We start from the raw sequence: 14,509 nt of genomic DNA, 5'->3' as shown, positions 1-14,509 counted from the left end.
ATAAGAAATGCCATCTACATTTTATGGATTGACCATTGCGGGTTCGGGATTAAATTCCTTTCAGACTGCAGTGAATACAACCGCAAATAATATCGCAAATGTGCAGACGGAAGGATATACCCGTCAGGTAGCAAATCGTAAACAGGCAGAATCTCTCCGTGTATATGCACGATATGGAACAACAGGAAGTGGTGTTACCACAACTTCCATAACACAGATCAGAGATGCTTATTACGATGTGAAATATTGGGAAAATAATTCCAGCCTTGGTCTGTATGAGAAAAAGTTATATTACATGAACCAGATAGAGGAATATTTTAAAGATGATGACAGCTCGAAAGGTTTTACAACGATTTTAAACAGTATGTTTAATAATTTAGAGTCTCTTGCAGGTGCACCGGGAGATTTAGACAGAAGAAAAACCTTTATCAGCAGTTGCCAGGATTTTGCAACCTACTTCAACAGTGTATCCATCGGATTGAATCAGATTCAGACCGATGCAAACTTAGAGGTGAAGAGTACGGTAGATAATATCAATGCAATTGCACAAAAAATCGCACTCCTGAACAATCAGATCAATGTGATCGAGATGCAGGGTGGTCATGCAAATGAGCTGCGCGATGAACGTGCACTGTTGATCGATGAGTTGTCCAATATCGTTCCTACGGAAACACAGGAAACAGAAGTAATGAACACCAATGACGAGTATTATACAGGTTGTACCGAATTCAGAGTAAAGATCAACGGACAGCTTTTAGTAGACACCAGAGAATACCGTACACTGGAATGTAAGACAAGAGATACAAAAGTAAATCAGTCAGATGTGGATGGGCTTTATGATATTGTCTGGTCAGATACCGGCAATACCTTTAACGCAACATCAAAGTACATGTCAGGAACCTTGAAAGCACTGTTAGATACGCGTGACGGAAATAACGAGGAGAACTTTAAGGGAACCGTGGACTACCTCTATGGAACGAAGCTGGTGATTACGAACACGACACAGAACAGCATGGAAAAAATGACCATGGCAGAAGAAGGAGTCATCACGATCGATAATAAGAAATTTGAATACAGCAGCTTTACCGTAGACTATGATGCGGCAGGCAATGCAACCTATACCTTTGCATTGAAGGAGCCGGCGGGAGACGGAGCGGATCTGCTTGCAGGACATCAGGCACAGATCGGAACCAGCATTGATGCAATGGGAGTTCCGTATTATCAGGCACAGATGAATGAGTTTTTAAGAGCATTCTGTATGAAGTTTAACGATATAGAGATGCAGGGAGAGGACTTAAACGGAGATCCTATGAAAGCATTCTTTGTGGCAAGAGATCTGGTTACAGGAGAGCAGGAAGATTTAAATAAATCCGATACCTATACACAGATCACATCTGCAATGTCCAGTTATTATAAGCTGACGGCGGGAAGTTTTGAAGTGGCAAAAGCAAGTGTGAAAGATCCAAACATCTTCAGTACCACAGCAGATATTGTCAATGGACCGGATAAGGCAGAAATATTAGAACTGTTAAAGCCATTAAAGGAACAGGAAAAATTATATCGTGGAAGTGGTGCAAACGGATTTTTGCAGTGTATGTTATCAGATATCAGTGTAGATACCAATGAAGCAAAACTGTTTTATGAGAACCACAAAAATATCTCACACACGATCACGAACCAGAGATTATCCATTTCAGGTGTAGATGAAGATGATGAAGCGCTTGATCTGGTAAAATTCCAGAATGCATACAATTTAGCATCAAAAATGATCTCTACCATGGCAGAAATGTACGATCAGTTAATATTAAATACAGCAGTATAAGGGGGCAGACAGAATGCGTATTACAAACAGTATGATAAGAAATAATACATCCAATAACATGAGTACGAATAAAGGTTATGTGGATACCTTGAATACACAGATGTCAACACAGAAAAAGATTGACCGTCCATCGGATGACCCGGTTATTGCGATCCGTGCATTGCGTCTCCGCAGCAGTTTGAGCGAGATAAACCAGTATTATGAGAAAAATATACCGGATGCAGAATCATGGCTTGAGGTAACAGAGACAGCATTAAAAAATATGGAAAGCATCCTGACCGATGTATACAGACAGTGTGTCAATGGTGCGACAGATCATTTGAAAGAATCGGACAGAAATACGATTTTAACCAATCTGCAGAAACTTCGTGAGCAGGTATATGCCGAGGGAAATGCCGATTATGCGGGAAGAACCGTTTTTACCGGATATAAGACAAATAAATCCCTTACATTTGGCGAGGATACATCAGACACCAGTTATAATATTACCCAGAAGCTGGAATTTGAAGATATTACCCAGAAGACATATTATTCCGGATTGTCTTCCGTTCCGACCACAGATGACCTGACAGCAGGCAATCTTCCGGCAGGAAATGTAGAAGACCATACTTACAGCAGAGTTCGTCTGGCATATGACAACATCGATAATATTACACAGTTGCAGTACAAAGATGCAAATGGCAATCTGCAGGATATAGAGGGAATGGAGATTACCTATCTGGATGCGGATGGAAACACCCAGACAGCAACGGTATCCTATAATGTCCATAATTATACGGACTGGCAGAATGCACAGAATCTGAATGTTGGCGATAACGAAGTGATTTTTGTAAAAGAAACCGGAGAACTGATCTTAGGAAAAAATGTAGCAGCTTACATGAACTCCGAGAAACCGGATATGGTAGTCAGTTATGACAAGACCGGATTTAAGAAAGGTGAGGTTCGTCCGGAACACTATTTTGACTGTATCGATACGACAAATGCCAATCCGGCAAATCACATTACCTATACAAAAGAAGATCAGGAGATCAACTATACGATCGCATTTGGCCAGACTTTAGCAGTCAATACACAGGCATCCGATGTTTTTGATTCCAGTATCGGAAGAGACATTGATGAACTGACCGATGCGGTGCAGATGGCGATCACGGCACACAAAAAAGTGTCAGATATCGAAAATCTGATGAAAGAAGAAAAATATGCCGGTGAAGAAGATCAGGCATTGCTTCAACAGTGGTTAGATGCAGCAGAAAAAGAAGCATCTTATGCAGATGATAATATGAAAAATCTTTATTCAGAAGGAATTTCAAGTTTTCAGAGTTATCTTTCCGATGTTGTACTCGCAAAAACAGATGTCGGAAGCAAAGGAAGCCGTCTGGCATTGACAAAATCCAGAATGTCCGAACAGCAGATGACATTTAAAAAACTGAAATCCACAAACGAAGACAAAGAGCTTTCCGATATTATCATAGACTATACGGCAGCTTACAATGCATACCAGGCATCCATGCAGGCAGCATCAAAAGCGATCAAGCAGACTTTGCTGGATTACATTTAAACGGAGGTAACAGATGAAGTTAAAAACCAGAGTATTCGGAGAAATTGATATAGATGATGAAAAGATCATCACATTTGAAAATGGGATCATCGGTTTCCCGGACTTAAAGAGATTTACATTAATATTTAATGAAGAAAAAAAGGGAGGAATTTCCTGGATGCAGTCACTGGATGAACCGGTGGTTGCACTGCCGGTCATGAATCCGCTTGCGATCAAAGAAGATTATAACCCGATGGTAGAAGATGAACTGCTCAAACCACTGGGAGAAATGACACCGGAGAACACCTTTGTGTTAGTGACAGTTACCGTGCCGGAGGATATTAAAAAGATCACCGTGAATTTAAAAGCGCCGATCGTGATCAACGTTGCAGAACGCAAAGCAGCACAGATCATCGTAGAGGGCGCTGAGGTGAAATATCCGATTTATGAAATGATCAAATCAGGAATGGAAAAGGCAGGTGAGTAGAGATGCTGGCACTTACAAGAAAAAAAGGTGAATCTTTAGTAATCAATAATAATATTGAAGTAACGATATTGGAAATCCGTGGCGATCAGATAAAATTAGGAATCTCTGCTCCAAGAGATGTATCCATCTATCGAAAAGAAGTATACTTGCAGATACAGGAAGAGAACAAGGCGGCATTAGAGACAAATAACGCAGAAGCACTGAAAAATTTATTCTAAAGCCCTAATTTATTTAAAAGAAGTTCCGATATAAACATTAGATAACAATGAGTATAGGTTCACATGGAGGTGACATACATGGCAATCGAAGCATTAAAGAGTGTAGGAGCAGTCTATCAGGCATCCTCTACACCGGAAATAGCGAAAGAAGTATCGCAGCCTAAAACACAGATTATTGACATCCAGACAGGAGCGGCAGCAATGGCAGCGGATGCAGTAAAAGTGAATGCCAAAGAGACAAATGAACAGCAGGGAAGTGGTCAGGAGTCTCAGGGAAAAGCAGAATCAGAGAATCTGAAAAAAGCAGTAGAACAGATTAATCAGAAAATGTCTGACTCAGAAGCAGTATTCGGAATTCATGAGAAGACAAATCGTATTACAATCAAAATCGTAGACAAGAAGACCAAAGAAGTGATCCGCGAGTTCCCGCCGGAGGAAACCTTGGATATGATTGCAAAGGCATGGGAATTAGCAGGAATTTTGGTCGACGAAAAAAGATAGGGGGAAGACGATATGGCAATTCGGATCAGTGGTTTAATATCAGGACTGGACACAGACTCTATCGTACAGGAACTGGTATCAGCATATTCCACCAAGAAAGAAAATATTGAAAAGAAGCAGACAAAGCTTTCGTGGACACAGGATGCATGGAAGGAAATGAATACAAAAATTTACGGTTTTTACAGTAAATCATTGACAGAGTTCAAATTCATGACAAGTTTTAACGGCATGAAAAAGACAACATTGTCAGATTCTTCCAAGGCAACAGTAACAGCCGGAGCATCCGTAGTAAACGGAACACAGAGTCTGAAAATTAACAAACTTGCAAAAGCAGCATATTTAACAGGTTCTAAAATAAAGAGCAACGATAAACTGAAATCATCTTCTAAGTTATCAGAGCTTGGAATCGCCGATACCGAGTTAGAATTTCAGGTGGGTGATAAAAAATCTACCATTAGTGTAAATGGTGATATGACCATCAAGGATCTTACAAAAGCACTGAGTGATCAGGGTGTAACAGCATCCTTTGATGAGACGCAGCAGAGATTCTTTATCAACTCCCAGGAAAGCGGTGAGGAGTTTGATTTCAAATTCAATGTCAAGGGAGAAGACCAGGAAGTAGCACTTCGTAAACTTGGAATGCTGAGTGCTGACTACATGGTAGAGAAGACCGCAAAAAAAGCAGCAGATGATGATATTCAGGCATTGCGTGAAAATGCAACGATCAAAGCTTCTGCCGTACAGATAGCAGGAATTACCGAGGATGAATTTGATGCACTCGACGAGACTGCACAGAAGGAATATTTAGATGCAGCTATCGTAAAGGCATATGATACAGATAACGGTATTACAACGGGAAGAGATTATACCAATAAAGCATATGTGGAAGCACGTTTGAACAACTTCCGTGAAGCTGTAACAGATCAGTATATTGAAGATTTAAAAGGCACAGATAAATATGAAAGTCTGAAAAAAGAGTACGCAGTAAAGCAGGATGCATCCAATGCAGAGATTGAATTAAACGGAGCAATTTTTGAAGGAAGCAGCAATACATTTACCATCAACGGACTAACCATTACAGCGAAAGAAGTCAGCGATTCAACGTTAAGTCTGGTAACAGAGACAGATGTAGATGCTGTCTATGACAAAATTGTAGATTTTATCTCACAATATAATGAAGTGATCAACGCCATGGATTCTGCATACAATGCTGATTCATCAAAAGGCTATGAGCCATTAACAGATGACGAAAAAGAGGCCATGAGTGATAAGGAAGTAGAAAAATGGGAACAGAAGATAAAGGATTCCCTGCTCAGAAGAGATTCTACCTTAAATAGTATTGCAAGTTCCATGAAAGTGGCAATGGCAAAATCTTATACCATAAATGGAAAGAGTTACAGTCTGTCATCTTTCGGAATCAATACACTGGGATATTTCGTATCCGCAGATAATGAAAAAAACGCATACCACATTGATGGTAATTCCAAAGATGAATCCGCAAAATCCAATACGGATCGTTTGAAAGCAGCAATCGCTTCTGATCCGGATACCGTTGCAACCTTCTTCAATGAGCTTGCAAAGGGAGTATATTCCGAATTAGACAGCAGAATGAAGACTACCACCTTAAGCAGTGCTTACAAAGTGTATAATGACAAACAGCTCAAGAGCGAGTATGATGATTATACAGAGCAGATTAAGAACTGGGAGACAAAGCTGAGTGATATGGAGGATTATTATTACAAAAAGTTCAGTTCAATGGAAACAGCGTTGTCCAAGCTGAATTCACAGCAGACACAGTTATCTGGATTGCTCGGTTCATAATACGACAAGGAGGTTGCGCTATGGCACCAAATAATGCATACCAGGCATACAACAACAGTAAGATCATGACTGCATCGCCGGCGGAGCTGACATTGATGCTCTATGAAGGGGCTATCAAGTTTTGCAACATTGCGATCATGGGTGTTGAAGAGAAAAATGTTGAGAAAGCACACACCAACATTATGAAGGTGGAGCGCATCATCGAAGAATTTCAGGCAACACTGGATCATAAATATGCAATTGCAGAAGATTTTGATAATGTCTATAAATACCTACAGGAACGCCTTGCAGAAGCAAATATGAAAAAAGACAAAGAGATTCTGGAAGAAATCCTGACACATCTTCGTACTATGCGTGATACATGGAAAGAAGTTATGCGGCTGAATAAGCTTGCAAGAGCCAACTAGGAGAATATTTTATGCAGGAGAATAGTTATATTCAAGTGCTGATACAAAGCCTTCACCAAAAAGTGGAGGCTTTAGACAGCATTATAGAAAAAAATCAAGAGCAGTATGAGATCTTATCCGCGGAAGAAGCTGATATGGATGCCTTTGAAAAGAATATAGATGAAAAAAGCCAGTATATTGATAAAATCGTATTTTTAGATGATGGCTTCGAAGAAATCTATACAAGAGTCAAAGAAGAACTGGATGGAAACAGAGCTGCATATACGGAAGAGATTCAGAAGATGAAAGATCTGATCTCTATGATCACAGAACGCAGCATGAAGATCCAGGTTCAGGAGCAGCGCAACAAAGAGCTTGCAGGAATGCAGTTCTCAAAGGCACGGAAAAAGATACGTCAGGTCAAAGCCGGCAACAAAGCTGCCACACAGTATTATAAGAATATGCAGCAGATGGACGCAATCCCTCCGCAGTTTCTGGACAAGAAAAAGTAGGAAAATCAAAGGGGAAATGCGATTATGAACAACGCGGAATTATTAGTTGAGATTGAAAAGCTGCTCGACAGGAAGTTAGAAGAAAAGCTCGATCAACAGTTAGAGGTGAAGCTGGAAGAAAAATTAGACAGAATGCTTGATGAGAAGTTAGACGAGAAACTGGATAAAAAGCTGGACGAGAAGCTTGATGCAAAATTCAAAGAAGAGCTTGGACCGATCCGACAGGATATTCAGGAGTTGAAAACAGCAGTACAACATACTAACATGCGTCTGGATGTAGACGTTGTCCCAAGATTACAGACAATTGAAAGCTGTTATCTGGATACTTATGAAAGGTATAAAGACGGTGCAGAAGACATAGAGAACCTGAAAGGTGATATGGAACTGGTAAAAGGCATTTTGCAGGAGCATAGCAGGGAACTTCAGAGAATGTCTGCACGTTAATCTGATAAAAGTAAAAAAATATAAAAAAATTTCAAAAAGACTATAAAGTAAATCCAAACCTAACCGATATATAAGGTACAAAGGAAAAAACAAACACATACGAGTAAAGAGAATCAGAGATTCTTTTACTATAGAGTAAGAACATTACTTAGCAGAATGTGAAGACCAATGTTGAATGGTAAGAACGAGCGCGCGACGGGAGGACTGCTCACAGAGGATGGAACAGACTGCAAGCATTGACACAGGCAAGGAAGCCTGATTAAATTCAAATTCAAGGAGGAAAACATTATGGCAATGGTAGTACAACACAATCTTACAGCAATGAACTCTAACCGTCAGTTAGGAGTAACAACAAGTGCACAGGCAAAATCAGCAGAAAAATTATCATCCGGTTACAGAATCAACCGTGCAGGCGATGACGCAGCAGGATTAAAGATTTCTGAAAAAATGAGAAGCCAGGTTCGTGGATTGAACCGTGCATCTGCAAACGCTCAGGACGGCGTTTCCTTAATTCAGACAGCTGAGGGTGCTCTGAATGAAGCTCACTCTATCTTACAGAGAATGAATGAGTTAGCAGTACAGGGTGCTAATGATACAAACGAGAACATCGACCGTGAAGCAATCAACGAAGAGTTAGATGCTTTAACAACAGAGTTAGACAGAATTTCTTCTACAACTCAGTTCAATAAGCAGAACTTACTGGATGGTTCTTTCAAGAACAAAAAACTTCAGGTTGGTGCTAACGCTGATCAGAACATCGAAATCAGCATCGGTAGCATGAATGCTAAGACATTAGGATTAAAAGATGTTTCCGGTACTATTGAAAAAACTGCACAGGAAGGTGTAAACCCTGTTGCAATCAAATACCAGGGAATGAGCTACACATATAGACCAAAAAGTTCATTAGATAAGAACACTGTTCACGCAATCTCTGTTTTCAAGAAACAACTTAGTGGTAAGTATACATCGGATAACTATGCAGCACAGTTCGAGAATGGTAAAGTATTCTACAAATCATTAGTTAATGATAAGACATACTCAACTGTATCCAAAGCAGTAGCAGGTGATGTCTCAGCTGCAAAACAGGCAATGTCTGCAGATGTTAAGAAAAACATCAACACATACCTTCAGACAAGTGCTGTTACAGCAAAAGCATTATCCAGCTATACACAGAACGGAAACGCAAGAGTTGATACTTATGAGATGGCAAACAACTCCATCACAGCAATTCAGGATGCAATTAACAAAGTATCTTCACAGAGATCTGCTCTTGGTGCATTACAGAACCGTTTAGAGCACACAATTGCAAACTTAGACAATGTAGCTGAGAATACTCAGGCAGCTGAATCTCGTATCCGTGATACAGATATGGCTTCTGAAATGGTTGAATACAGCAAGAACAACATTCTTGCGCAGGCTGGTCAGTCCATGCTGGCACAGAGCAACCAGTCAACTCAGGGAGTGCTTTCTTTATTACAGTAAGAATGAAGTTGGCAGTCATTCAGTAATGAATCGACGAATTACAGAGGGACGAGAATTCGTCCCTCTTTTTTACTAAGAAAGAGATGGATGGAAGATGAGAGCATTAGCAGCAGAATTGCGTGAGAAAATTGATGGTATTTGTATCGAATATCATTATTTTAAAAATGAAAATGTAATAGAAAAGGCAAAGGAAATAATTCCGACAATACAAAAGTTTTGTACAGGATTCCTACAGGGAAATTCTTATGGGATCAGTGAAGAAGAATATCAGAACCTACAGGTTTTTGTAATAGATGTATTAAAAGATTATGTGGCAGCAATCGAGCAGGAAGATGTGGTCTGGATCATAGACACATTGGACTATGGACTACGAGAATTAATTGAATTATATATAGATGATGATGCAGAGGAGTCAGAGGATGAGTAAATCTATTTTAGAAAAAAATTTAGAAGCAATGGAAAAATGGTATCCTGCCTTTGCAGATTTGATCCGGGAGGAGCATGAGACAGAGGACCCAACCAATGTTATGGTAGAGACTTCCTGGGATGGAGAGACAATATTCAGAATAGAGCAGGACGGACGACAGCTTTATTTAGGTGGCAAGAGAAATGCAAAAGAACCGATACAGATCTGGAGCGAGAGAGTCGGAGAGATACATAAATATGCACCGGTATTCCTGTTTGGTGTCGGAAGTGCAGCATATTTAAAGGATATCATTGAAAAGAGTTCAAAAGAGGTCAATGTTGTCGTTTATGAGCCATCGATCCATATTTTTATGGCAATGTTAGAAAATATTGATATTTCGAAAGAAATTGAGGACAGACCGATCGCATTTGTGGTCAAAGGATTGAATGAAGAAGAGTTTGAACCGGTAATGCGGGGAGTTATGACCTTGGAAAATATGAGTTTCTTAATTGAAGAGATTCATCCAAATTACAGAGGATTTTTTCTAGAAGACATTTTAGAAAAAGTAAAGAAAGTACAGCGGTTAGTTGAGTCAGAGATGGTGCAATTTAATACGCAGAAGAAGCTGTCCATGAATATGGCGCAGAATATCCTTCGCAATATGAAATATGTATGTGAAGGTTATCATACGAAATTGCTGTTAAAGGCAGTTTCTAATAAAGATGCGGCAATTTTGGTAGCAGCAGGTCCTTCGCTGAATAAGAATATTCAGATGTTAAAAAAGGCAAAGAACCGTCTGTTTATCTTAGCGGTGGATACAGCCGTAAAGCCATTGATAAAAGCAGGCATTAAGCCGGATGCGTTTATTACCATTGATGCAAAAAAAAGCCCGGATTTAATAAAGATTGATGGTGCAGAGACCATACCGGTTATTGCACCGCCAACGGCTGGTTACAAAATCATGGAAAGACAGAAAGCGAAGAAAATATTTTATTATGACGGTTATTTCCTGCCATATTCCATTTATTTTATCAATGATAAAGTGCTTCCGGATGTTTCTACAGGTGGATCGGTTGCATGTAGTGGATTTTCACTGTTACATAAGTTAGGATATGAAACGATTATTTTAGTGGGACAGGATTTGGCATTTACTGATAATAAATCTCATGCAGACGGAACCTTTGAAGAAAAGATGCCAGTGATGGATACCGAAGGCATGGAGATGGTCAAGGGTAATTATGTGGATAAAATCCCGACCAGAATGGATTTAAGAATATTCTTAAACTGGTTCCAGAAGTATATCCATGATATTAAAGAAGCAAATCCAAATATCCGTGTTGTCAATGCAACGGCAGGAGGAGCTTATATTGAAGGTACCGAGATACGGGCATTAGACGATATCATCGAAGAAGTTTGTAAGAATGTACCGGAGGAGATCAATTTTACAGAGCGGATCGAAGCATTAGAATCTGAATTTACAGAGGAAGAGCATAAAAAGGCAGTGGACTATCTGAAAAATGTTCCAAAAGATTTTGAGGATATGTTAAAGGATGCCAAAGAATTAGAAAAAGCGTATCAGAAATTAGGAAAAATCGGAAAGTCCGGTACGGTTGAGAAAAAAGGATGTTTAAAACAGTTAAAGAAGATCAAAAAGATCACAACAAAGATTGAAGAGTCAGAAGAGTATCAGCTGATCCTTACCTGTATTCCAATCGCAGATTATATCATTCGTTCAGAGTATTATTTTGAAGGAGATACGATTGCAAAAGAGACAGAAGAGATTGCAAGAAAAGGAAAGCTTTACTGTGAGGTATTAGAAGAGTGTATTACCCTGTTAAAGGGACTTTCAGAAGAGACTTTGTTATCACTAAAATAAGTAAGGCTGTGGTGAATATATGAAGAGTGTAAAAATTGGTAACATTGTAATAGGGGAATCCGAGCGGCCGCTGGTGATCCCGGAAATGGGGATCAACCATGAGGGAAGCTTAGAGATCGCAAAAGAGATGGTGGATGCAGCACACCGGGCAGGAGCAAGGATCATCAAGCATCAGACACATATCGTAGAAGATGAAATGAGCGGTGCGGCAAAAAAAGTCATACCGGGAAATGCAGATGTTTCTATTTATGAGATCATGAACCGATGTGCCTTGTCTGAAGAAGAAGAAAAAGAACTTATGGACTATACGCAGAGCCTTGGAATGGTATTTTTAAGCACACCGTTTTCAAGAGCAGCGGCTGTAAGATTAGAGAAATTCGGAGTGGCAGCGTATAAGATCGGTTCGGGAGAACTGAATAACTATCCGTTGATCGAGCATATTGCGGAGTATGGAAAACCGATGATCGTATCTACCGGAATGAACGATATCCGCAGTATTGCAAAGGCAGTAAATATATTAGAAAAATATGGTGTGGAGTATGCACTGATGCATACGACAAATCTGTATCCTACAGATCCGGCATTAGTTCGTTTAGGAGCGATGCAGGAGCTGATGAGAGAATTTCCGGATGTGCCGGTTGGTTTATCGGATCATACACTGAACAACAATGCCTGTATCGCAGCGATGGCATTGGGAGCAAAGTTAGTCGAGAGACATTTTACCGATTATATGGAACGTACCGGTCCGGATATTGTATGTTCAATGGATGAGCAGGAACTTGGAAAATTATTGCAGGCAGCAAACGAGGTACCGCAGATGTTAGGTGGAACCAAATGTGCAGCGGCAGAAGAACAGGTTACTATTGATTTTGCATTTGCTACGGTGGTAGCAATTCGGGATATCAAAAAAGGAGAGAGTTTTACGAAAGAGAATATCTGGGTAAAACGTCCGGGAACCGGAGAGATTCCGGCAGAGGATTATCCGAATGTATTAGGAAAAAAGGCGACCTGCGATATCGCCTCAGATACACAGATTAAGAAAAGTATGGTAGAATCATTATGAGAAAAATTCTGTTTATTACCGGAACAAGAGCAGACTATGGAAAAATTAAATCATTAATACAGGGAATCGAAGAATCCAAAGATATGGAAGCCTATGTGTTTGTATCAGGAATGCATCTGCTTGATACTTATGGAAGTACCTATCGGGAAGTCTTAAAAGACGGATATAAAAATGTCTATGTGGCATACGGATTGATCAACAGCGGTAACATGAGCTATGATCTAGGCGATGTGGTATGCCAGCTGACAGGATATGTGCAGAATATCCGGCCGGATATGATCGTCATTCACGGAGACCGGATCGACGCTTTAGCCGGAGCCATGGTTGGAGCTTTGAATAATATCCGGGTTGCCCACATTGAGGGTGGCGAATTGTCAGGAACGATTGATGAATCGATCCGTCATGCAATCTCTAAGTTTGCACATGTGCATTTTGTATGCAATGAAGAGGCAAAACGCCGTTTGATGCAGCTTGGAGAATCCGAGCATCAGATTTATGTGATCGGTTCGCCGGATATTGATATTATGCTTTCGAGTCATCTGCCGACGTTTGAAGAGGCAAGAGAGAGATATGAGATACCGTTTGAAAAATATGGAATCCTGATGTATCATCCGGTGACAACAGAGTATGAGATTATCGGAAAGCATGTGGAAGAACTGGTCAATGCAGTCAAAGAATCGGGAAGAAATTATATCGTGATCTATCCGAATAATGATCTCGGTTCAGAGGTTATTTTAAATGCTTACCGGACTTTGGAAGATGAGACGAGATATCGTTTGTACCCATCGACCAGATTTGAGTATTTTTTAACCTTATTAAAAAATGCGGATTTTATGATCGGAAATTCCAGTGCCGGTGTCAGGGAGACCTCCATTTATGGAATTCCGGCAATTGATGTCGGAACACGCCAGAAGGGACGTTACAGTACGGAATACAGTCAGAATATCCAGCATGTGTCAGAGGATAAAGACGAGATTTTACAGGCAATAGAGCATATTGAAGATTTTCGTAAGCAGGGTGCTTTGTTTGGAAAAGGCAACAGTACGAAACAATTTTTAGAGATTGTCCATGATAAAAATATCTGGGAGCATGGAATCCAAAAAGTATTCATAGATCGGTGGGGATAACATGATTGAAGGAAAACGGGTGTTGGCACTCATTCCGGCAAGAGGCGGAAGTAAAGGCATTAAAGATAAAAATATTACACCATTGTGTGGAAAGCCATTGATCGCATATTCTGTGTTAGCGGCAAAGAACAGCCGGTATATTGATGATGTGGTCGTTACAACGGATTCAGAACGGATTGCAGAAACAGCGAAGGCTTATGGGGCAGAGGTACCGTTTTTGCGTCCGGCAGAACTGGCATCGGATACGGCAAAGACGATAGATGCCGTGCTTCATGCCGTAAAGTGGTTAGAAGACCATCAGAAGTCCTATGATCTGCTGGTGCTGCTCCAACCGACGCAGCCACTGCGAAGGGCAGAAGATATAGACGGAGCGATCGAACTTTGTATACAAAGGGATATGCAGGATGTTGTTTCCGTAAAAGAAGTCTCGGAGCATCCGATTTTAATGAGAACCATAGATGAAAAGGGAGAATTGCAGAATGTACTCTCCATGCAGAGCACGGTTCGCCGTCAGGATATGCCACAATATTATCTGGTGGATGGAAGTGTTTATGTAAACCGGATTGAGACGTTAAGTGAAAGCACCAGTTTTAATGATAACCCGATCCCATATATCATGGATGCAAAATATAGTGTTGATATTGATGAACCGTCTGATTTAGAGCAGGCGGAAACGCTGTTAAAGAAATATACATAAGGAAATGGAAAAGATACTCTTTTGGCTAGCTGGTTTACAACTGCATTACAATACCATATGAGAGATTATATGGAGGCGCCAAAGAGTCTTGAGACGTTTCACAAATGCCCATTATATTTATAGAGAGGGA

The 14,509-nt window shown here is 40.3% G+C and carries 15 protein-coding genes; all 15 read left to right on the top strand.

From position 1 onward, the window contains the following. The first annotated feature begins 7 nt into the window (after positions 1-7). The 15 genes from flgK (at position 8) to WMO43_RS09610 (ending at position 14,379) form a co-directional block, all read left to right on the top strand. On the top strand, positions 8-1,822 hold the full coding sequence (gene flgK, locus WMO43_RS09680; RefSeq protein WP_353531017.1) for a flagellar hook-associated protein FlgK: 1,815 nt from the start codon (positions 8-10) through the stop codon (positions 1,820-1,822). A 13-nt stretch (positions 1,823-1,835) separates the two neighbouring features. After that, positions 1,836-3,380, top strand: coding sequence for a flagellin N-terminal helical domain-containing protein (locus WMO43_RS09675; RefSeq protein ID WP_353531016.1), 1,545 nt, complete (start codon positions 1,836-1,838; stop codon positions 3,378-3,380). Between the two features lie 13 nt (positions 3,381-3,393). After that, a complete protein-coding gene (gene fliW, locus WMO43_RS09670) occupies positions 3,394-3,846 on the top strand; it encodes a flagellar assembly protein FliW (protein WP_353531015.1) in 453 nt (150 codons plus the stop codon). A gap of 2 nt (positions 3,847-3,848) precedes the next feature. Then, complete coding sequence (gene csrA / locus WMO43_RS09665) at positions 3,849-4,064, top strand: carbon storage regulator CsrA (RefSeq protein WP_177962134.1); 216 nt, start codon at positions 3,849-3,851, stop codon at positions 4,062-4,064. Between the two features lie 78 nt (positions 4,065-4,142). Further along, on the top strand, positions 4,143-4,565 hold the full coding sequence (locus WMO43_RS09660) for a flagellar protein FlaG (RefSeq protein ID WP_353531014.1): 423 nt from the start codon (positions 4,143-4,145) through the stop codon (positions 4,563-4,565). Positions 4,566-4,577: 12 nt separating this feature from the next. Next, positions 4,578-6,386 carry a flagellar filament capping protein FliD gene (fliD, locus tag WMO43_RS09655; protein WP_353531013.1) on the top strand — a complete coding sequence of 603 codons (1,809 nt, stop codon included), beginning with the start codon at positions 4,578-4,580 and terminating at the stop codon, positions 6,384-6,386. Positions 6,387-6,406: 20 nt separating this feature from the next. Beyond that, positions 6,407-6,793: a flagellar export chaperone FliS gene (gene fliS, locus WMO43_RS09650; RefSeq protein WP_177962131.1), complete on the top strand. Its 387-nt coding sequence runs from the start codon at positions 6,407-6,409 to the stop codon at positions 6,791-6,793. 11 nt (positions 6,794-6,804) lie between these two features. Then, positions 6,805-7,284 carry a flagellar export chaperone FlgN gene (gene flgN, locus WMO43_RS09645; protein ID WP_177962130.1) on the top strand — a complete coding sequence of 160 codons (480 nt, stop codon included), beginning with the start codon at positions 6,805-6,807 and terminating at the stop codon, positions 7,282-7,284. A gap of 24 nt (positions 7,285-7,308) precedes the next feature. Continuing rightward, entirely contained in the window at positions 7,309-7,728 is a 420-nt protein-coding gene (locus WMO43_RS09640) for a hypothetical protein (RefSeq protein ID WP_353531012.1), read from the top strand. A 294-nt stretch (positions 7,729-8,022) separates the two neighbouring features. Continuing rightward, on the top strand, positions 8,023-9,210 hold the full coding sequence (locus tag WMO43_RS09635; RefSeq protein WP_353531082.1) for a flagellin N-terminal helical domain-containing protein: 1,188 nt from the start codon (positions 8,023-8,025) through the stop codon (positions 9,208-9,210). A 94-nt stretch (positions 9,211-9,304) separates the two neighbouring features. After that, positions 9,305-9,637: a hypothetical protein gene (locus tag WMO43_RS09630; protein ID WP_353531011.1), complete on the top strand. Its 333-nt coding sequence runs from the start codon at positions 9,305-9,307 to the stop codon at positions 9,635-9,637. Next, positions 9,630-11,492, top strand: a complete 1,863-nt coding sequence (locus WMO43_RS09625) for a motility associated factor glycosyltransferase family protein (protein WP_353531010.1) — start codon at positions 9,630-9,632, stop codon at positions 11,490-11,492. Before WMO43_RS09630 ends, WMO43_RS09625 begins: the two co-directional genes overlap by 8 nt. A gap of 19 nt (positions 11,493-11,511) precedes the next feature. Next, entirely contained in the window at positions 11,512-12,555 is a 1,044-nt protein-coding gene (locus WMO43_RS09620) for an N-acetylneuraminate synthase family protein (protein WP_353531009.1), read from the top strand. Continuing rightward, complete coding sequence (gene neuC / locus WMO43_RS09615) at positions 12,552-13,682, top strand: UDP-N-acetylglucosamine 2-epimerase (RefSeq protein ID WP_353531008.1); 1,131 nt, start codon at positions 12,552-12,554, stop codon at positions 13,680-13,682. The genes WMO43_RS09620 and neuC overlap by 4 nt, the downstream gene beginning before the upstream one ends. 1 nt (position 13,683) lies before the next feature. Continuing rightward, positions 13,684-14,379 carry an acylneuraminate cytidylyltransferase family protein gene (locus tag WMO43_RS09610; RefSeq protein WP_177963653.1) on the top strand — a complete coding sequence of 232 codons (696 nt, stop codon included), beginning with the start codon at positions 13,684-13,686 and terminating at the stop codon, positions 14,377-14,379. Positions 14,380-14,509 lie beyond the last annotated feature (130 nt).

Origin of the sequence: Maccoyibacter intestinihominis (assembly GCF_040096355.1) — a bacterium.
GTDB lineage: Bacteria > Bacillota > Clostridia > Lachnospirales > Lachnospiraceae > Maccoyibacter > Maccoyibacter intestinihominis.
The sequence above is the reverse complement of the archived record's forward strand: the minus strand, read 5'-3'. Positions and strand labels throughout refer to the sequence as shown.